Source organism: Streptomyces sp. NPDC006372 (assembly GCF_040612515.1).
Classification (GTDB): domain Bacteria; phylum Actinomycetota; class Actinomycetes; order Streptomycetales; family Streptomycetaceae; genus Streptomyces.
In genome coordinates this window covers 130,098-150,060 of sequence record NZ_JBEXQJ010000014.1, presented here as the reverse complement: position 1 = coordinate 150,060, position 19,963 = coordinate 130,098, and the positions used below count along the sequence as shown (strand labels likewise).

Here is a 19,963-nt window from a genome sequence, read left to right as displayed (position 1 = left end):
AGGGTCAGGGTGCAGGTAAACGGCTTGTTCAGCTGCCACACCGGCGGTCAGGGGAACGACTTGCCGATCACCGCCGGCGGCCGCGTGGACGAGTCTTCGTGAACGGCTCATGTTGCCTCCCCCGGTCCAGATCGCACATGCTCCGTGTGCACACGGGGGATCCAACGTCCCCTCAAGGGACGGGGGTTGGCCGGAAGGGTGAACTCCGGGTGACGGCCGGGCGGACGCCACGAGGGCGGCGCCCGGTCCGGGCGCCGCCCTCGTGGTGTGCGATGTCGCGCGTTACGCGGCCAGCTTCCGCAGGGCCGCGTCGATCCGGGCCAGGGTGGTCTCCTTGCCCAGGACCTCCAGGGACTCGAACAGTGGCAGACCGACCGTGCGGCCGGTGACGGCGACACGGACGGGGGCCTGCGCCTTGCCGAGCTTGAGACCGTGGGCCTCGCCGGCGGCCAGGACGGCCTCCTTCAGGGAGTCCGCCGAGGTCCAGTCGGCCGCCTCCAGCTTCTCGCGGGCGGTGCGCAGCAGGGCGTCCGAGCCCTCCTTCATGGCCTTGGTCCAGCTGGCCTCGTCCGCCACCGGCTCCGGCAGGAACAGGAAGTCGACGTTGTCCGTGATCTCCGACAGAACCTTGAGGCGGGTCTGCGCGTGCGGGGCGATGGCCTGCCACTTGGCCTCGTCGAAGGCCTCCGGGGCCCAGGGGGCGAACGGGGCCTGGAGCCATGGGCGGCAGCGCTCGGTGAAGTCCTTCACATCGAGCAGCCGGATGTGGTCGCCGTTGATGGCCTCGCACTTCTTCAGGTCGAAGCGGGCCGGGTTCGGGTTCACGTCGGAGATCTCGAACGCCGCGGTCATCTCGTCGATGCCGAAGACGTCCTGGTCGGCCGAGAGGGACCAGCCGAGCAGCGAGAGGTAGTTCAGCAGGCCCTCGGGAAGGAAGCCGCGCTCCCGGTAGAGGTTGAGGGAGGACTGCGGGTCCCGCTTGGAGAGCTTCTTGTTGCCCTCGCCCATGACGTACGGCAGGTGGCCGAAGGCGGGAACCTGCTGGGCGATGCCCAGCTCGATCAGCGCCTTGTACAGGGCGATCTGGCGGGGGGTGGAGGAGAGCAGGTCCTCGCCGCGCAGGACGTGGGTGATCTCCATCAGGGCGTCGTCGACCGGGTTGACCAGCGTGTACAGCGGGGCGCCGTTGGCACGGACGATGCCGTAGTCCGGAACGTTCTCCGGGGTGAAGGTCAGTTCGCCGCGGACCAGGTCGGTGAAGGTGATCGTCTCGTCGGGCATCCGGAAGCGGACGATCGGCTCCCGGCCCTGGGCCTTGTACTCCTCGACCTGGGCGTCGGTCAGGTCACGGCAGTGGCCGTCGTAGCCGGAGGGCTTGCCGGCGGCGCGGGCGGCCTCGCGGCGGGTGTCCAGCTCGTCCTGGGAGCAGTAGCAGTGGTAGGCGTGGCCGGCGTCCAGGAGCTTCGCCGCGACGTCCTTGTACAGGTCCATGCGCTGCGACTGGCGGTACGGCGCGTGCGGGCCGCCGACCTCGGGGCCCTCGTCCCAGTCGAAGCCCAGCCAGCGCATCGAGTCGAGCAGCTGGGTGTAGGACTCCTCGGAGTCGCGGGCCGCGTCGGTGTCCTCGATGCGGAAGACCAGCGTGCCCTGGTGGTGCTTGGCGAACGCCCAGTTGAACAGGGCGGTGCGGACCAGGCCCACGTGGGGGTTGCCGGTGGGCGACGGACAGAAACGGACGCGTACGGGTGCGCTAGCCACGCTTGACAACCTTGTTGGTGAGAGTGCCGATGCCTTCGATGGTGACGGCGACCTCGTCGCCGACGTTGAGGGGGCCGACCCCAGCCGGGGTACCCGTGAGGATCACGTCGCCGGGGAGCAGCGTCATGGCCTCGGAGATGTTGACGATCAGGTCCTCGACGGAGTGGATCATCTCGCTGGTGCGGCCCAGCTGGCGCTGCAGGCCGTTGACCGTGAGCTGGATGGTCAGGTCACCGGCGTCCAGGTCCGTCTCGACCCAGGGACCGAGCGGGCAGGAGGTGTCGAAGCCCTTGGCGCGCGCCCACTGCTTCTCGCGCTTCTGGACGTCGCGGGCGGTGATGTCGTTGGCGCAGGTGTAGCCGAAGATCACGTCCTGGACGCGCTCGCGCGGGACCTCACGGCACATCCGGCCGATGACCACGGCGAGCTCGGCCTCGTGGTGCAGTTCCTCGGAGAAGGAGGGGTACTGGATCTCGTCGCCGGGGCCGATCACCGAGGTGGACGGCTTGAAGAAGGCGAACGGGGTGTCGGGCACCTCGTTGCCCAGCTCGCGCGCGTGCTCGCTGTAGTTGCGGCCGAAGGCCACGACCTTGTTGGGGAGCACCGGCGGCAGGAGCCTGACCTTGTTCAGCGGGACCTTCGTGCCGGAGAGCTCGAAGTCCGCGAACGGGATGCCCTTGATGATGTCCAGGACGAGTTCGTCCTGCTTCTCGCCCTCGATGGCGCCGAAGGCGACGTTCCCGTCGATGGAGAACCTGGCGATGCGCACGGCTTGCTTGGCCCCTTGACTGAAGCGGCTGGAGTCTGACGCTCCAGGCTAACGCGGGGAGGTGTCCCCACCGCGCGCATGGAGAAGGGGCGTCCTCCGCCTCCGGGGGGACGCCCCTCGATCTTCGTGTCCCGCCGCCCTGAGTATCCGGCGGCCGGTGCGCGTACTACCTGGTGTCACTCCGCGGCCGCGGCGGCCGCGACGGGGACGTCGACGAGGACGGTGCGCTTGGGGTTGGCGGTCTGGGTGGGAAGTTCGACGTTGTGCTCCGGCTGTTCCGGCGTCTGCAGTTCGCCGGCGTCGTCCAGGTGAGCCAGCGTCGTGCGTCGCGGGTTGGCGATCTTGTGGAACATCGTCGTCGTCTTCACTGTTTACTTGACCCTGTTCTGTGACGGGCGCCCGAAGGGCACGTGGGGCCCCGGACGGGCGCGGGTTGTCGGTTTTGCCAACTCTGTAAAGCGTCAGGCTAAACATGGGATTCCCGGCGCAATCGCGAGGAGAGCATGATCGGCATGTGAGTTTTCTCACGAATCAGGGGGCGAATCGGTCAATCCGGACCGGCCATCTGGCCCACCGAAACGGACATTGACCCACTGAAGCCACCATTCCGCTCCTGATCATGGCGACTGGGACACCCGCAGCGGCCCCGCGACTCGCGGGTTTACGCCCGAAATGGGTGAACTCACTTTCTACGTCCGGTGATCCGGCCCTCACGTGGTGTCACCTATGTCACGGCCTGGCCTACGGGCCTTGTTGGAGATCCTGTGCTGTGCTGGAATCTCACGGACCGCCGCAGGGATCGAGCCGGCGCACAGGGGGCGCACAGACGCGCCGAGTGGCGGCGAGAAGGGGGAGCCAGCGCCGGTCACTCACGACCACCACGGGGGCGTACTCAGGGCGTCCCCAGAACGCCGACACCGTGCCCCGCCGTTCATCCGACGGGGTGCCTGGTCCAGAGGTTGCGACGCTAGTGCAGGGACGTTTCAAGAGGGATGGCAACGCTTCGGCGGAGCCGGAGCCGCACGGCGGGACTGGCCCCATGAATGGCGGCCCCTCGCCCCAGCACGCCCAGAACCCGGGCCCCGCCGGTGACAGCGGTGAGCGCTCCGGGCGCCCCGGCGCGTCGGCCCCCTCGGGGCCCGCGAGCCCGGCCCCGGCGCTGAAACCGCCGACGGGCCCCACCGGCCCCGGTCCGCGAATAGCCCTGCGCAACTGGCGCATCTCCACCCGCCTGGTCTCGCTGCTCGCGCTGCCGGTGGTCGCGGCCACCTCGCTGGGCGCGCTGCGTATCAACCAGTCCATGGACGACATCCAGCAGCTCGACAACATGAAGCTGCTGACGGACATGACCAAGCAGGCCACCGAGCTGTCCGCCGCCCTCCAGGAGGAGCGCGACCAGTCGGCCGGCCCGCTGGCGCACGGCGGCAAGGCGACCGACTTCACGGTCAAGGGTCTGCGCGAGAAGACCGACCGGGCGCGGAAGAACTTCCTCGACAGCTCCGAGCAGATCGACGGCGCCAGCAAGGACGGCAACCTCAAGGGCGTCCGCGAGTACCTCGTCCAGCTCGCCGGCGAGCTGGGCGACCTCGAGCAGATCCGCAAGAGCGCCTACGCCTCCGAGGACAACTCCACGCAGACGATCGAGGCGTACCACCGTCTGATCGAGAACCTGGTCGACCTCTCCCAGGACATGGCCGAGGCGACCAGCAACCCGGACATGATCCAGCGCACGCGTGCGCTCGCGGCCTTCTCCTCCGCCAAGGAGTACTCCTCGATCCAGCGCGCGGCCCTCGCGGCGGCGCTGCCCGCGAGCAACACCACCACCGGCAAGCTCTCGCCGAACGACCGGCTCTACGCCGAGTCCGCCCTGGAGAGCCAGAAGTCCGAGATCCGCAGCTTCAAGAGCATCTACGGCGAGGACTCCGCCGCCGAGCTGCTGAAGCCCATCGAGGACGGCGGCAACTCCACGATCAAGGCCACGGACACCTACGCGGGCCGCGCCCTGGTCTCCGCGAGCGGCCTGGCACAGCAGGACAAGCGGTCCTACCGCGACTGGCTGGACGACAGCTCCACCAAGATCCAGCAGATGAAGAACATCGAGCACACCCTGCTCGAGGAGATGGAACAGAAGGCCCGCGAGCTGCGCAGCGCCACCGAGCGCGACGCGATCATCTCCGGTGCGCTGATCCTGATCGTGCTCGGTGTGTCGCTGGTCGGCGCGTTCGTCGTGGCCCGCTCCATGATCCGCTCGCTGCGCCGCCTGGAGGAGACCGCGACGAAGGTCGCCTCCGACCGTCTGCCCGAGCTGGTCAAGCAGCTGTCCGAGTCCGACCCGCAGGACGTCGACACGTCCGTGGAGTCGGTCGGTGTGCACTCCCGGGACGAGATCGGCCGGGTGGCCGCGGCCTTCGACGACGTGCACCGCGAGGCGGTCCGGCTCGCCGCCGAGCAGGCCCTGCTGCGGGGCAACGTCAACGCGATGTTCACCAACCTCTCGCGCCGCTCCCAGGGTCTGATCCAGCGCCAGCTCTCGCTCATCTCCGAGCTGGAGTCCCGCGAGGCCGACCCGGACCAGCTGTCCTCGCTGTTCAAGCTCGACCACCTCGCGACGCGTATGCGCCGTAACGGTGAGAACCTCCTCGTCCTCGCGGGTGAGGAGCCCGGCCGTCGCTGGACCCGCCCGGTCCCGCTGGTCGACGTGCTCCGCGCCGCCGCGTCCGAGGTGGAGCAGTACGAGCGCATCGAGCTGGCCGCCGTGCCGACCACCGAAGTGGCCGGCCGGGTCGTCAACGACCTCGTGCACCTGCTCGCAGAGCTGCTGGAGAACGCCACCTCGTTCTCCTCGCCGCAGACCAAGGTCAAGGTCACCGGTCATGCCCTGCCCGACGGCCGGGTGCTGATCGAGATCCACGACACCGGTATCGGCCTGTCGCCGGAGGACCTGGCGGCGATCAACGAGCGGCTCGCCTCTCCCCCGACCGTGGACGTCTCCGTCTCCCGCCGCATGGGTCTGTTCGTGGTCGGCCGGCTGTCGCAGCGCCACGGCATCCGCATCCAGCTGCGCCCGTCCGACTCCGGTGGTACGACCGCGCTGGTCATGCTGCCCGTCGACGTCGCCCAGGGCGGCAAGAAGCCCCAGCCCAAGCAGCCCGGCCAGCCGCCGCTCGGCGGTGGCGGCCCGGCCGCCGCGCAGGCCGCGGCCGGTGCGGCGGCGGCCCGGCGTACGGCCGGTGCCGGCCAGGGCACCGGCGCCCTCGGTGCCGGTCCGTCCGGTGGCGGCTTCGGCGGCGGTGCGCCGTCCGGCGGTGGCCGGCTGAGTGCCGGTCAGGGCCCGCGGGCCGCGCTGCCCGGGCGGGACGGGGACGGTGGCCGTCCGGGTGCGCCGGGTGGTGCGCGTGGACCGCAGGGTCCCGAGAAGTCCCCGTCGCTGTTCGACCAGGGTGCTCCCCCCTCGCCCCCGCAGGGCCGTCCGGCTCCGGCCGCCGGTGCCGGGTTCGGGCAGCAGGCGCCGGGTGCCCCGCAGGGCCTTCAGGCGGCGGGTACGAACGGACTGCAGGACGCCTTCGGCGGCGGCAGGAACCCGCAGCGCCCGGGCGGCAACGCCGAGCAGGGCCAGGGCCGTCGGCCGCAGCTGCCGCCGCGTGGCGGTCCGCGGGCCGAACTGCCCGGCGGTGACGCGCAGTCGCGCGGGCCGAGCTGGAGCGACGAGAACGCCCAGCCGCCGGTGCCGCGTGCCTCGCTGGACGCGCCGCGCGGTCACGAGGAGCCGGACGTCTCCCGCACCTCTCCCATGCCGCGGATCGACGACCGGCAGGGCCCGGGCGCGACGGCGGAGATCCCGGCCGTGCCGCGTGACGACGACCGGCAGGGCCCCGGCTCCGCGGCCGACTTCGGCACGGGCGGTCCCCAGCACACGGACTCGTTCGGCACCTCGGACGCGAACGGGCAGCAGGGCTCGGGCCAGTTCGTCCGCCCGGACGTCTTCGGTGCCCCGTCCGGCCGCCGCGACCCGTCGCCCTCGACGGGCCAGTACCCGGCTCCGCAGTCCTACGACAACGGCTCGACGGGCCAGTACCCCGCGCCTCGCCAGGACAACGGCTCCACGGGCCAGTACCCCGCGCCGCGCCAGGACAGCAACGCCACCGGCCAGTACCCGGCATCCCGGCAGGACGACGGCTCGACGGGCCAGTACCCCGCGCCGCGCCAGGACAACGGCTCCGGACGGCACACCCTCCCGGGACCGGCCACGCCGGCCGACCCGACGGGCCGGGGCCAGTACGAGCGGCCGCAGGTCAACGGCGCCCGCGGCGATGCCGACTTCGGCGCCCCGCGTCCGCCCGCCCCGCAGGCGCGGCCGGCCCGGCAGGAGCCCGAGGCCCTGCCGCCGGCGTCCGGTCCGGGCGACGGGCGCACCCCGCTGTACGACACGCTGGAGACCAACTGGTTCCACGGCGGTCAGCAGGAACAGCAGGCGCAACAGGACCAGCAGGAGCAGCAGCCGCAGAGCAACGGCTCGGCTCCGGCCCCGCAGCAGCCGCAGGGACCCACCGGTCCGCAGCGGTCCGCCCCCACCGGCTGGCGCAGCTCGCCGAACGACGACCTCGTCCGGCAGGCCGAGCGCGTCCGCCAGCCCGCCGCGGGTGGTGTCACCACCTCAGGCCTGCCTCGCCGGGTGCCCCGGGCGAACCTCGTCCCGGGCACGGCTCAGCAGCAACCGCAGCAGAGCGGTCCGCAGATCTCGCGCGCCCCCGATGACGTGCGCGGCCGGCTGACCAATCTCCGTCGGGGTATAGCACAGGGTCGTCAGGCCGGGTCGGCACAGACCGGCAGCTTCCCTCGGCCCTCTCACCAGCAGGAGCGTTAGTTGAGTCCGATGAGCCAGGCGGCACAGAACCTCAACTGGTTGATCACCAACTTCGTGGACAACACCCCCGGGGTGTCCCACACCGTCGTCGTGTCCGCCGACGGTCTCCTCCTGGCGATGTCGGAGGGCTTCCCGCGCGACCGCGCGGACCAGCTCGCGGCCGTCGCCTCCGGCCTGACGTCCCTGACGGCGGGCGCCTCGCGGATCTTCGAGGGGGGCAGCGTCGCGCAGACGGTCGTGGAGATGGAGCGCGGATTCCTGTTCCTCATGTCCGTGTCCGACGGCTCGTCGCTCGCCGTCCTCGCCCACCCCGACTGCGACATCGGCCTCGTCGGCTACGAGATGGCGCTCCTGGTCGACCGCGCGGGCGCGGTCCTCACCCCCGACCTGCGAGCTGAGCTCCAAGGCAGTCTGCTGCATTGATCGGCCCCGGCACCACCCGTCTCACCACATCACCGTCCGGCCGCCACACACCCCACACAGGCCTCGTCAGACGGCTCGACTGACCGACTTGCTGTCCCGACCGGAGGACCCATGACCCCGCCCCCCGCCTCTCATGATCCGTACGCGGAGCCGTACGAGGACGAGGGCGACCAGCCGCTGGTTCGGCCTTACGCCATGACCGGCGGCCGGACGCGGCCGCGCTATCAACTGGCCATCGAGGCACTGATCAGCACGACCGCCGACCCGGCCGCACTCATGGCGCTCCTCCCGGAGCACCAGCGCATCTGCCACCTGTGCCGCGAGGTCAAGTCGGTGGCCGAGGTCTCGGCACTGCTCAACATGCCGCTGGGGGTGGCCCGGATCCTGGTCGCGGACCTCGCCGAGGCCGGTCTCGTCGCGATCCACCAGCCGGGCGGCGACGACGCCACCGGCGCGCCGGACGTGACACTGCTCGAAAGGGTGCTCAGTGGACTTCGCAAGCTCTGACGCGGGTCGTTCCACCACGTCCGCGAAGATCGTGGTGGCGGGCGGCTTCGGCGTGGGCAAGACCACGTTCGTCGGCGCCGTCTCGGAGATCAACCCGCTGCGCACGGAGGCCGTGATGACCTCCGCCAGCGCGGGGATCGACGACCTCACCCACACCGGGGACAAGACCACCACCACGGTGGCCATGGACTTCGGCCGTATCACCCTGGACCAGGACCTGATCCTGTACCTCTTCGGTACGCCGGGCCAGGACCGCTTCTGGTTCATGTGGGACGACCTGGTGCGCGGCGCGATCGGCGCGGTGGTGCTCGTGGACACCCGGCGCCTGGCCGACTGCTTCCCGGCCGTCGACTACTTCGAGAACAGCGGCCTGCCGTTCGTCATCGCCCTGAACGGCTTCGACGGCCAGCAGCCCTACACACCGGACGAGGTCCGTGAGGCGCTCCAGATCGGGCCGGACGCCCCGATCATCACGACGGACGCCCGGCACCGGGCCGACGCCAAGAGCGCGCTGATCACGCTGGTCGAGCACGCTCTGATGGCACGGCTGCGGTAACACATCAATTCAGAAGCGCCATACGGCAGTTGTCGTAGATGCACCGGAGCCGACTGTGTCCTTTGACACGGTCGGCCAAGGTGTTCATAACGTTTCGGCAGAGGAATCGGGTGGTACGGCCACGCGTCGCGCACATTCGGTCTCGCTGCGCGCACAATCGCCCCGCCTTTTGGCGGGGCTCGCTCTTTATGACCGTTTTATCTGGGGCTTACATCCCCGGGAATCCGCCCCCAGGACTGTTTGGAAGAGCGCAGGTCGTCGTGCTGGAATGCCTGAACTGCCCAATAGTCAATGACGTACTCGTCAGTCGAGTGGCGTGTTGGGCTCTGAGACACTGCGGCACAACGTTGGTGCCGACCGCCGAGAGGTTGTTGGTCGAGTGAGGCGAAGCAAGAACAGTCCCGAGCCGTCGGCCCGGGGCAACTTCACCCCGCCGCCGCGCACAGCGGCGCCCGCCCCCGTGCCCGGTTCGGAGCCGACGGCCGCGCCCGCCCAGAGCGGTGGCCGTCTCTCCCCGCGCAACTGGCGCGTGGCGACCAGGCTCAACGCGATCCTGCTCATACCCGTGCTGGTCGGCCTCGTCATGGGCGGCTTCCAGGTGAAGAGCTCGATCAACACCTGGCAGGAGGCCGAGGACGCGGAGAGCACCGCGCGTCTGGTGCGGGCCTCCCTCCTCTACGCCAACGCCCTCTACAACGAGCGTGACGCCTCCGCGGCGCCCCTGCTGAAGGGCAGCGCCCAGACCGCCCAGGACAAGGCGACCGTCACCCAGGTCCGCAAGGCCACCGACCAGGCGGCCGACGCCTTCGACGCCGCGGCCCAGAACATGCCGGCCAAGCCCGGCCTGGAGCGCCGGCTGGATCTCTTCCGCAAGGCGGAGCCCAAGCTGCAGACGCTGCGCCAGGTCGCGTACACCTCCAAGCTCAAGGGCGTGCAGACCGAGGAGGGCTACGTCGAGGTAGCCCACCCGCTGACGGAGTTCGCCAACGAGCTGGGCCTCGGCACCGGCAACATCACCAGCTACGGCCGGACCGTGTACGCCATGGAGCTCACCAAGGCGGCCCTGTCGCTGCAGCGCTCCATCGGCATGCACATCCTGGTCAAGCCGGGCCCGGACGACGGCAACCTGGCCAGCCAGCGCATCGCCCTGTCCTCGTACGCCTACCTCGAGCGCATCGCCATCGGCGAGTACATCGGCGGTGGCACCGAGCAGGACGCGGCCAAGCTCCAGACGGCCGAGACCAGGATCAAGGCCGACGGTGCCGCGATGGCCCGGGAGGCCAAGGCCAAGAACCCGGACTACGTCGCCCCGCCGTCCAACCCGACGACGATGGTCACGGCCGTCGCGACGCTGCAGAGCACGGACCCGAGCGCCCGTGCCGCGCTCGCCGAGAAGGGCATCACCGCGGAGAACTGGTGGGCGGTCAACACGCTCAAGTTCAACGCGTACGAGAAGATCGAGACGGACATGGCCGACAAGGCCGTGAGCGAAGCCTCCGACATCGCGGACGGCGCCCAGCAGGACGCCTACATCACCGGTGCCGCCGTCGTGGTCGCCCTGCTCCTCGCCTTCATCCTGGCCGGCGCGGTGGCCCGCCAGATGAGCCGCTCGATGCGCCAGCTGCGCAACGCCGCCTTCGGTATCGCCGAGCAGCGCCTGCCGATGCTGGTCGACCAGCTCTCGCGCACCGACCCCGGCCGGGTCGACACCCGTGTCCAGGCCATCCCGATCTCCACCACGGACGAGATCGGCGAGGTGGCCCGCGCCTTCGACCAGGTCCACCGCGAGGCCGTCCGGCTCGCCGCCGAGCAGGCCCTGCTGCGGGGCAACATCAACGCGATCTTCACCAACCTCTCGCGCCGCAACCAGTCGCTGATCGAGGGCCAGCTGACCCTGATCACCGACCTGGAGAACAACGAGGCCGACCCGGACCAGCTGGAGAACCTCTTCAGGCTGGACCACCTCGCGACCCGTATGCGCCGCAACGGCGAGAACCTCCTCGTCCTCGCCGGCGAGGAGCCCGGCCGCCGCTGGGACCAGCCGGTGCCGCTGGTCGACGTGTTGCGCGCCGCCTCCTCCGAGGTGGAGCAGTACGAGCGCATCGAGCTCTCCGGCGTCCCGGAGGCCGAGATCCACGGCCGCGCCGTGACCGACCTCGTGCACCTGCTCGCCGAGCTGCTGGAGAACGCCACGACGTTCTCCTCCCCGCAGACCAAGGTTCGCGTGACCGCCACCCGTCTCCCCGACGGTCGGGTCATGATCGAGATCCACGACAAGGGCATCGGCCTCACCGCCGAGGACTTCGCGGACATCAACCACAAGCTGGCCAACCCGCCGACCGTGGACGCCGCGATCTCGCAGCGCATGGGCCTGTTCGTGGTCGGCCGGCTGTCCGACCGGCACGGCATCCGCGTCCAGCTGCGCCCCTCGGGCGAGCAGGCCGGTACGACCTCGCTGGTCATGCTGCCCGACGCGATCACCCACGGCGGTGGCGGCGAGCAGCACGTGGACCGCGACGAGTTCACCGTCTCGCAGATCATCCCGGAGCAGAACTTCGGCGGCGGCGAGAACTTCAACCAGCAGCCCATGCGCACGGCGGCGGAACTCGGCTTCGACGACAGCCGCTACTCCGACGTCCCCGACGACATACGCGAGCTGGACCCCGTCGGCCGCTCCCTGATGCGCGAGGAGCGCAGGGCGGCCCTGGAGGCCCAGTCGCACCAGCACCCCGAGCTGCCCGGGCAGAACACCCAGGAGCCCACCGAGGCGACCGGGTACCGCGACGAGTACAACGGGCAGCAGGGCTACGACACCGGCCAGGCCTACGACACCGGCCGGAACGGCTACCCCGAGCAGCAGCCCTCCGCGTACGACCGCCAGGCCCCCTACGAGGAGCAGCAGGCGCCGTACGAGGAGCAGCGGCAGACGGAGTACGACGAGCCGCAGCGGGCTGCGTACGACGAGCAGTACTACGCGCCGAACGGCGGCCTGCCGCAGAACGACACCTTCTCGCCGAACGGCGGCTACCCGGAGCCCTCCTATGCGGAGCCGGCCCAGGAGCAGCCCTCGGCGCCGGGTGCGGGTGTGCCCGGCAGCTTCCCCGCCTTCGAGCAGCGGCGCTACCAGGACGACTGGCCGCAGCAGGACGGCTACCAGAACGGCTATCAGAACCAGTACCCTTCTCAGGCCCCGGAAACGGAATCTGCGCAGGCCGCTGACGGACACGAGCAGGACCGCGTAGGCTTCGACCGTCCGGGACCGGCCAACTCCGCCGCCCACTCGCTGACCGACTCGGGGCTTCCCCGCCGCGGATCCGCCGCGAGCGGTGCGAACGGCACGGGCGGCGCCCGGCACGTGAGCCAGGAGCCTCCGGCCTCCACCCCGGAGAGCGACGGCGACAGCGACTGGCGCTCGGCGAACGACGAGCGCTGGCAGCAGGCCTCGCAGCTCCGGAAGCCCAGGGCGGGCGGGGTCACCTCCTCCGGCCTGCCGAGGCGGGTACCCAAGGCCAATCTGATCGAGGGTTCCGCCGAAAGCACCCCCCAGGGAGGCCCACAGGTCTCCCGCGCCCCGGAGGACGTCCGGGGCAGGCTGAGCAACCTGCGTCGCGGCGTACAGCGCGGACGTAACGCAGGCAGTGAAACGAACGGCCAGGGCTTCGGTCCTGACAGCACCTACAACCAGGAGCGTTAGTGTGAGCCCGATGAGCCAGGCGGCACAGAACCTGAACTGGTTGATCACCAACTTCGTGGACAACACCCCGGGGGTGTCCCACACGGTGGTGGTCTCCGCCGACGGACTCCTTCTGGCGATGTCCGAAGGCTTCCCCCGCGACCGCGCCGACCAGCTCGCGGCCGTCGCATCCGGTCTGACGTCCCTGACGGCAGGCGCCTCCCGGATCTTCGAGGGAGGCCATGTGAACCAGACGGTTGTGGAGATGGAGCGGGGATTCCTCTTCATCATGTCCGTATCCGACGGCTCTTCGCTCGCGGTACTCGCACATCCCGAGGCGGACATCGGCCTCATCGGATACGAGATGGCGCTGCTGGTGGACCGAGCCGGTACGGTCCTGACACCGGACCTTCGTGCGGAGCTCCAGGGGAGCCTGCTCAACTAACAGACGGACGGTGCGTTTTGGCGTCCCATGGCCGTAAGGTCTTGGGACGCGGCTCCACAGCGATGGGTGCCAGGCACAGTCGGAGGAGGAGAAAGTGGCAACACCCCCAGGCGGTTCGTCTTCGGGCAACTGGTCGTACGGCCCTGCCCAGGGCCAGGGCCAGGGCGACGGTGGGCAGAACCCCAACCGTTACAACTTCCCCTCCGCACCGAGCCACCGGCAGCCGTACGCGCCGCAGGGCCCCGGCCCGTCGCCGTACGACCAGCCGCCGGCCCCGCGTATCCAGCCTGTGCAGCCGCAGCGCCGCAGCCCCGAGTCGGCGCCCGCCGGGGCGTCGAACAACCCGCTGGTGCGTCCGTACGCCATGACCGGTGGCCGGACCCGCCCGCGTTACCAGCTCGCCATCGAGGCGCTGGTGCACACCACTGCGCAGCCGCACCAGATGCAGGGTCAGTTGCCCGAGCATCAGCGGATCTGCAACCTCTGCCGGGAGATCAAGTCGGTAGCCGAGATCTCGGCTCTGCTCACGATTCCTCTCGGCGTGGCCAGGATCCTCGTCGCCGACTTGGCGGAGGCGGGACTGGTCGCCATCCATCAGCCCGGCGGCGACGAGAACGCCGGCGGCCAGCCAGACGTGACACTGCTCGAAAGGGTGCTCAGTGGACTTCGCAAGCTCTAGCGGCGGTCCTTCCCGCTCCACCACCTCGGCGAAGATCGTGGTGGCGGGTGGCTTCGGCGTGGGCAAGACCACGTTCGTCGGGGCCGTCTCGGAGATCAACCCGCTGCGTACCGAGGCCGTCATGACGTCAGCTTCGGCCGGCATCGACGACCTCACCCACACCGGAGACAAGACGACCACGACGGTCGCGATGGACTTCGGCCGTATCACCCTGGACCAGGACCTGATCCTGTACCTCTTCGGTACGCCGGGTCAGGACCGCTTCTGGTTCATGTGGGACGACCTGGTGCGCGGTGCCATCGGCGCGATCGTCCTGGTGGACACGCGCCGCCTGGCCGACTGCTTCCCGGCCGTCGACTACTTCGAGAACAGCGGCCTGCCGTTCGTCATCGCCCTCAACGGCTTCGACGGGCAGCAGCCGTACACGCCGGACGAGGTGCGGGAAGCGCTTCAGATCGGGCCTGACACGCCGATCATCACGACCGATGCGCGGCACCGTGCGGATGCGAAGTCGGCGCTGATCACGCTGGTGGAGCATGCGTTGATGGCGCGTCTTCGGTAGGTCAGTTGCTGTGGGACAGCCCCTGGCGGCCTTTGGGCTGCCGGGGGCTGTTGCATTGCCGGGTGCGGGGCCGTGGGGGCTGATCGCGCAGTTCCCCGCGCCCCCAAAAAAGACAAAACAGAGGCCCCTCCGTGCGGAGGGGCCTCCTTTACAGCTGTTGGTCAGCGCCAGCTGTGCGGGGCGCGGAAGCCGGGCTCGCGTTCGAGGCGGCGCCAGCCTGCCTTGACGCGGCCGCGGTGCGTCGGGGTCGGGTCGGTGGGGCGGGCGGCGGCGCGGGCCAGGAGGATCGCCGTGATGGCGGCGACTTCCTCGGGCTCGGCGTGGCCCTTCTCGACGCGGATGTCAGGGGTGTCCATGGGTCTCAGTCTCCGTGAGGAAGATGTCCGCCGGGTTACTGCGGAGGGTTGCCGTGCTTGCGGGAGGGCAGGTCGGCGTGCTTGGTCTGGAGCATCGCCAGGGACTTGATCAGTACCTCGCGGGTTTCCGACGGGTCGATCACGTCGTCGACGAGTCCGCGCTCAGCCGCGTAGTACGGGTGCATCAGCTCGGACTTGTACTCCTTGACCATGCGGGCCCGCATGGCCTCGGGGTCCTCGGCGTCGGCGATCTGGCGGCGGAAGATGACGTTGGCGGCACCCTCGGCGCCCATGACGGCGATCTCGTTGGTCGGCCAGGCGTAGGTGAGGTCCGCGCCGATGGACTGGCTGTCCATGACGATGTACGCACCTCCGTAGGCCTTGCGCAGGATCAGCGAGATCCGGGGCACGGTCGCGTTGCAGTAGGCGTACAGCAGCTTCGCGCCGTGGCGGATGATTCCACCGTGCTCCTGGTCGACGCCCGGCAGGAAGCCGGGGACGTCCAGAAGAGTGATGATCGGGATGTTGAAGGCGTCGCACATCTGGACGAAGCGGGCCGCCTTCTCGGAGGCCTCGATGTCCAGGACACCGGCGAGCGACTGGGGCTGGTTCGCGACGATGCCGACGACCTGGCCGTCCATCCGGCCGAGCGCGCAGATGATGTTCCGCGCCCAGCGCTCGTGGACCTCGAGGTACTCGCCGTCGTCGACGATCTCCTCGATGACCTTGGCCATGTCGTAGGGCCGGTTGCCGTCGGCCGGGACCAGGTCGAGGAGGACGTCCGAGCGGCGGTCCACCGCGTCGGAGGACTCCGCGCGGGGCGGGTTCTCACGGTTGTTCTGCGGGAGCAGGGACAGGAGGTAGCGCACCTCGGCGATGCACGTCTCCTCGTCGTCGTAGGCGAAGTGGCAGACACCGCTGGTCTCGGCGTGGACGTCTGCGCCGCCCAGGCCGTTCTGGGTGATCTCCTCGCCGGTGACGGCCTTGACCACGTCCGGGCCGGTGATGAACATCTGCGAGGTGTCGCGGACCATGAACACGAAGTCCGTGAGCGCCGGGCTGTAGGCGGCGCCACCCGCGCACGGGCCGAGCATCACCGAGATCTGCGGGATGACACCCGAGGCCTTGGTGTTGCGCTGGAAGATGCCGCCGTAGCCGGCGAGCGCCGAGACGCCCTCCTGGATGCGGGCGCCCGCGCCGTCGTTCAGGGAGACCAGCGGCGCACCGGCCGCGATGGCCATGTCCATGATCTTGTGGATCTTCGTGGCGTGGGCCTCGCCCAGCGCGCCGCCGAAGATGCGGAAGTCATGGGCGTAGACGAAGACCGTACGGCCCTCCACCGTGCCCCAGCCGGTGATCACACCGTCGGTGTACGGCTTCTTGGTCTCCAGGCCGAAGCCCTGGGCCCGGTGCCGGCGCAGCTGCTCGACCTCACGGAAGGACTCCGGGTCGAGGAGCAGCTCGATGCGCTCCCGCGCGGTCAGCTTGCCCTTGGCGTGCTGCGCCTCGGTCGCCTTCTCGCTCGGGCCGGCCACCGCCTGCGCACGGATCTCGTGCAGTTCGGCCACGCGTCCACGCGCGTCGGTCGGCTCACCCGGCGCCTCATCCAAAACGGTCATGTAGTGACCTTACGAAGACAACCGGGGAATGCGAGCCGTCGACTCCTCACAGTCTCCGGCGTGTTTTCCTGGTACCCCTGAACAGAACCGTGGCGCGGTGCAGCCTTTTCGACTGCTCAGGGGGCGTGCGGCTTGTAGGGGTCGCACAAGGCCGTCAGTCGAGAGTCACCTCACAGACATGCGTGGCGCATGCCTCCCCCGGGGTGACGCGCACCCGCAGCCGGCGGCCCGTGGCGAGCACGTCGACCGATTCGTCCGCGTGGAGGACCCGGCGGACCGGGCGGTTCCAGGTGATCTCCAGCGGCTCGCCCGTGCGGGGCGGTTCGCTCACACAGAGGGTAGCGGTCCGGCCCCGGCGGACGGCCAGCACGCTCGCCCCGGCGGAGGCGGTGAGCGGGCCCGCCGTGCCCGCCCGCCAGAAGTTCGCGGCCATGCAGCCGAGGGAGGGCACGTTGACGGCCTGACGGTCGGCGTCGTTGGCGAGAACCGACAGCCAGTGTCGGTCGGTGGCGCGGCGGGCGACCGCGCGGCGGGACGCCCCGGGCATCAGGAGGTAGGCGTAGGTGGCGTCCGCCGGGTCGGTGCCGTGGTCGAGCCAGAGGGTCTGCCAGCGGCGGGTGCGGCGTTCCGGGGTGCTGCCGGTGTTGATGTCGGACCAGGCTCCGGTGCGGTCCTCGCGCAGCACCCGCGGCTCGCCGTCGAGCAGGACCCAGCCGCCGTGGTCCTCCAGGTGGGCCCAGTTCCCGGCCCGTACGAAGCGCTGGGTGCCCGACTCGCCGAGGTTGCGGTTGTCGACGACCGTCTCGACCGGGACGCCGTCGGAGCAGTTGATCCCGGCGCCCAGGCAGATCACCGCGTCCGCGAGGCAGAACCAGGACTTGCGGGCTTGGAGGGTGGAGCCGAGGCCCTTGAGGTGCTGGCCGAGGGCGGCGTACACGCCGTCGGTGGTGCCGCCCACCCAGCGGGCGTCCGGGCGGGCCGTGCCCCACTCGCCGCCTTCCCGGTCGGCGAGGCGCTTGGTGGAGACGGTGGTGCCGGGCAGGCGGTACCAGTCGACGGTCGGCCAGAACCAGTCCGTGTACTGGTCGCTCGTGCCGGCCCACCAGCTCACCATCCCGGCGCCGGTGTGCCAGCCGCGTGGGTTCTCGCCGTTGCCGCACTCGTAGTGGGCGATGCGGTCGCTGGCCATGGCGATGTTCACGGTGAAGCCGGGGCGGCGGTGGACGGCGCGGTCCATGGCGGCGAAGAGATGGTGCCCGGTGGGTTCGGGGGCGGCCGGGACGGGCGAGGCGGCGATCGCGTGCAGCCGGGCCAGGTCGGCCACGCCGAACTGGCGTGCCGTGAGGACGGGGGTGGCCGTGTCGCGTTCGATCCAGCCCTTGACCCGGGCGTGCCAGCGGTCGCGTTCCGCCGGGCTCGCGCCGGCCGCGAGGAGGGCGATGGCCGCGATGAGCTGCCGACCGTGGAAGTGGTCGCCGCGCATGACCTTGCGGTCGTCGGTGGTGAGGTAACCGCGGCTGATGGCCCGGCCGTTGACGCTGTCCATGACGAGCCCGTCGTGGATGAGCGGGGCGTAGGCCCGTTCGACGCTGTCGAGGATGATCTGCCGGTTGGGGTCGGTGACCTCCCAGTCGGACCCGGCGAGCAGGGTGAAGAGCCGGCCGAGGCCGTCGAGCATGACCTGCCCATAGGTGCCCGAGTAGGCGACCCAGGTGTGCTGGACGAACGAGCCGTCGGCGTAGAGGCCGTCCCCCCGGGTGACGTAGGGGAAGACCGGGGAGAGCGCGTCACGGGCGAGGGCGATCTTGTCCGGGTCTCGGCCGAGGATGCCGCGCAGGGCGACGGAGCGGCACAGGTCGACGCGGTTGGCGCCGGTGGACGTGCCGGAGTAGTCGCCGAGGGCGGAGTCGGGGACGAAGTGGTCGACGGCCGCGCAGGCCGCGGCGACGCGGCTGTCGCCCAGCCGGTCGTACAGGGCGGCCGTGATGTCGGTGAGCAGGCGCGGGCTGCCGATCTGCCACTCCCACCAGTTGCCGTAGCGGGTGGTGGAGGGGTTGTAGACGGTGGCGGCGAGGTGGTCGAGGCCGCGCAGGACGTCGGCGAGCATCCCGGGGTCGGCGGTCGAGCCGGTGCCCTGCTGTACGTAGGCCTGGGTCATCGTCCACAGGCGGCCGTAGCTGAGGGTGATGCCGGCCGGCGGGTCGAAGGGGTGGCCGGGCCAGAGGGAGTCCGCAGCCGGGGCCATGCCGGCGCGCAGGTCGCGGGCGAGCCGGCCGGTCTCGGCGAGGCGGGAGGCGTACGGCTCCGCGGCCGGATCGTAGCCCGTGCCGAGGGCGATGCCGAGCCAGCGCCTGCGGAGCGTTTCGTAGGGGTCGGCGCCGGAAGTGCCCGGGACGGAGGGCGCGGGCATCGCACCGCCGGTCGCCGCCAGGGCCGCGGCCGCCAGCAGCAGGGCACGGCGGCTGGGGCCGGGCAGGGCGGCGGCGGCCCGGGCCTTGAGGCGGGAGACAACGCGATCCTGGGGAGTCATGTCCATGCCCTACCACGGGGAGAGGCTGACCTGAACGGACGATCCGGCCGGAGTGACCGGGAGAGGGAGTGACCGTGAGAGGGTGACGGCTCGGGGCAGTGCTCGTGAGCCGGTGCACGGGCCGGGTTGCGGGGTGTGGGGTGTGCGGCTCGGTCGCGGGGTGTGTGGCGGACCGATCGCCTCCGGGTGGGTGGTGGCGCGGACCTGGTCGGCCTGGGAGCAGCGGCTGCCGCAACGGCGTCGGGTGTGGGCCGGGTCAGCCGAAGCGGTCGAGCAGGCGCCGGTACAGCCCCGGGACCAGGGCGCGGACGCGGGGCGGGAGGGTCAGCCAGCCGGGGACGTAGGCGTCGTCGCGGCCCTGGCGCACGGCCTCCCACACCGCGCCGGCGACGGAGCCGGGCGAGATCTGCCGGGGCCGGGAGCGGTCGTAGGGCCTGCCGCGGCGGGCGTAGAACGCCGTGTCGACGGGGCCGGGCACGACGAGCGTGACGCCCACGCCCGTACCGCGCAGTTCCTGGCGCAGCACCTCGGCGAAGACGGCCAGACCCGCCTTGGCGGCGGAGTACACCGCTTCCTCCCGGAGGCCCACGCAGCCCGCCAGCGAGCCGAACAGCACCACGCGGCCGCGTCCGGCCGCGATCATGGCGGGCAGCACCTCACGCACGAGATGGAACGTGGCGTTGAGGTCCAGGGCCAGAACGCGGTCGATGTCGGTGTGCGGCATGGCGGCGAAGGGGCCCGCCCAGCCGATGCCCGCCCCGGCGACCAGGACGTCGATCCGGCCGGTCGTGCGCAGCGCGGACTGGGCCAGCAGGCGCGGGCCGTCCGGGGCGGCGAGGTCGGCGGGCAGCACGACCGCCGAGGTGCCGGACGCGGTCAGCTCCAGGCGGTTCCGGTCCCGCCCGCTGAGGAGCAACTGCCAGCCGTCCATGGCGAAGCGCCGTGCCGTCGCCGCCCCGATACCCGAGGAGGCACCGGTGACGAGAGCCACGCGCCGGTCCAGACGCCGCGGCGGCCCGTGCTCGCGCGCCCTGGCGGGCCCGGGGGGTGTGGAACGGTGTGGGGCGGCGCCCGCCGGTGGGTCGTGGGCCGAGCCGGAACCGGTGAGTGTCACGAGTGCGGTCTCCCCTGCGCTGTGCGTCCGCCGTGGACTCGTCTGTCTCCATACGGTCCCTAAAAACGGAACCCTGTCTTCCAGGACCCCGCCACCGCACGTCCACCC

15 protein-coding genes are annotated in these 19,963 nt (G+C 70.8%); 8 read left to right on the top strand and 7 right to left on the bottom strand.

The annotated features are described in order from the left end of the window. Nucleotides 1-282: 282 nt before the first annotated feature. The 3 genes from gltX to ABZ016_RS21880 form a co-directional block, all read right to left on the bottom strand. Nucleotides 283-1,767, bottom strand: a complete 1,485-nt coding sequence (gene gltX / locus ABZ016_RS21890; RefSeq protein ID WP_356918312.1) for a glutamate--tRNA ligase — start codon at nt 1,765-1,767, stop codon at nt 283-285. Then, nucleotides 1,751-2,527: a fumarylacetoacetate hydrolase family protein gene (locus ABZ016_RS21885; protein WP_356918311.1), complete on the bottom strand. Its 777-nt coding sequence runs from the start codon at nt 2,525-2,527 to the stop codon at nt 1,751-1,753. Before ABZ016_RS21885 ends, gltX begins: the two co-directional genes overlap by 17 nt. A 176-nt stretch (nt 2,528-2,703) precedes the next feature. Continuing rightward, complete coding sequence (locus ABZ016_RS21880; RefSeq protein WP_356918339.1) at nt 2,704-2,895, bottom strand: hypothetical protein; 192 nt, start codon at nt 2,893-2,895, stop codon at nt 2,704-2,706. 602 nt (nt 2,896-3,497) lie between these two features. Here ABZ016_RS21880 and ABZ016_RS21875 point away from each other — a divergent pair. The 8 genes from ABZ016_RS21875 to ABZ016_RS21840 all read left to right on the top strand — a co-directional run bounded on the left by ABZ016_RS21875 (nt 3,498) and on the right by ABZ016_RS21840 (nt 14,236). Continuing rightward, nucleotides 3,498-7,391 carry a nitrate- and nitrite sensing domain-containing protein gene (locus ABZ016_RS21875; protein WP_356918310.1) on the top strand — a complete coding sequence of 1,298 codons (3,894 nt, stop codon included), beginning with the start codon at nt 3,498-3,500 and terminating at the stop codon, nt 7,389-7,391. A gap of 9 nt (nt 7,392-7,400) precedes the next feature. Continuing rightward, nucleotides 7,401-7,814, top strand: a complete 414-nt coding sequence (locus ABZ016_RS21870) for a roadblock/LC7 domain-containing protein (RefSeq protein WP_030611534.1) — start codon at nt 7,401-7,403, stop codon at nt 7,812-7,814. Between the two features lie 111 nt (nt 7,815-7,925). Further along, nucleotides 7,926-8,321, top strand: coding sequence for a DUF742 domain-containing protein (locus tag ABZ016_RS21865; protein WP_356918309.1), 396 nt, complete (start codon nt 7,926-7,928; stop codon nt 8,319-8,321). Beyond that, nucleotides 8,302-8,877, top strand: a complete 576-nt coding sequence (locus ABZ016_RS21860) for an ATP/GTP-binding protein (RefSeq protein ID WP_003993187.1) — start codon at nt 8,302-8,304, stop codon at nt 8,875-8,877. Before ABZ016_RS21865 ends, ABZ016_RS21860 begins: the two co-directional genes overlap by 20 nt. Before the next feature lie 379 nt (nt 8,878-9,256). Further along, complete coding sequence (locus ABZ016_RS21855) at nt 9,257-12,571, top strand: nitrate- and nitrite sensing domain-containing protein (RefSeq protein WP_356918308.1); 3,315 nt, start codon at nt 9,257-9,259, stop codon at nt 12,569-12,571. 10 nt (nt 12,572-12,581) lie between these two features. After that, nucleotides 12,582-12,995, top strand: a complete 414-nt coding sequence (locus ABZ016_RS21850; RefSeq protein WP_054219305.1) for a roadblock/LC7 domain-containing protein — start codon at nt 12,582-12,584, stop codon at nt 12,993-12,995. Between the two features lie 94 nt (nt 12,996-13,089). Continuing rightward, nucleotides 13,090-13,674 (top strand): DUF742 domain-containing protein, encoded by a 585-nt coding sequence (locus tag ABZ016_RS21845; RefSeq protein WP_356918307.1) that lies wholly within the window; start codon nt 13,090-13,092, stop codon nt 13,672-13,674. Beyond that, a complete protein-coding gene (locus ABZ016_RS21840) occupies nt 13,655-14,236 on the top strand; it encodes an ATP/GTP-binding protein (protein ID WP_014675207.1) in 582 nt (193 codons plus the stop codon). The genes ABZ016_RS21845 and ABZ016_RS21840 overlap by 20 nt, the downstream gene beginning before the upstream one ends. A 161-nt stretch (nt 14,237-14,397) precedes the next feature. Here ABZ016_RS21840 and ABZ016_RS21835 read toward each other — a convergent pair whose 3' ends face one another. The 4 genes from ABZ016_RS21835 to ABZ016_RS21820 all read right to left on the bottom strand — a co-directional run bounded on the left by ABZ016_RS21835 (nt 14,398) and on the right by ABZ016_RS21820 (nt 19,855). After that, the gene (locus tag ABZ016_RS21835) at nt 14,398-14,592 is read right to left on the bottom strand and encodes an acyl-CoA carboxylase subunit epsilon (protein WP_020271460.1); all 195 of its coding nucleotides are present in this window, start codon (nt 14,590-14,592) and stop codon (nt 14,398-14,400) included. A gap of 35 nt (nt 14,593-14,627) precedes the next feature. Beyond that, nucleotides 14,628-16,211: an acyl-CoA carboxylase subunit beta gene (locus ABZ016_RS21830; protein ID WP_003993181.1), complete on the bottom strand. Its 1,584-nt coding sequence runs from the start codon at nt 16,209-16,211 to the stop codon at nt 14,628-14,630. Nucleotides 16,212-16,365: 154 nt separating this feature from the next. Then, nucleotides 16,366-18,621, bottom strand: a complete 2,256-nt coding sequence (locus tag ABZ016_RS21825; RefSeq protein WP_356918337.1) for a polysaccharide lyase 8 family protein — start codon at nt 18,619-18,621, stop codon at nt 16,366-16,368. Between the two features lie 376 nt (nt 18,622-18,997). Beyond that, nucleotides 18,998-19,855 (bottom strand): SDR family NAD(P)-dependent oxidoreductase, encoded by an 858-nt coding sequence (locus tag ABZ016_RS21820; RefSeq protein ID WP_356918306.1) that lies wholly within the window; start codon nt 19,853-19,855, stop codon nt 18,998-19,000. Nucleotides 19,856-19,963 lie beyond the last annotated feature (108 nt).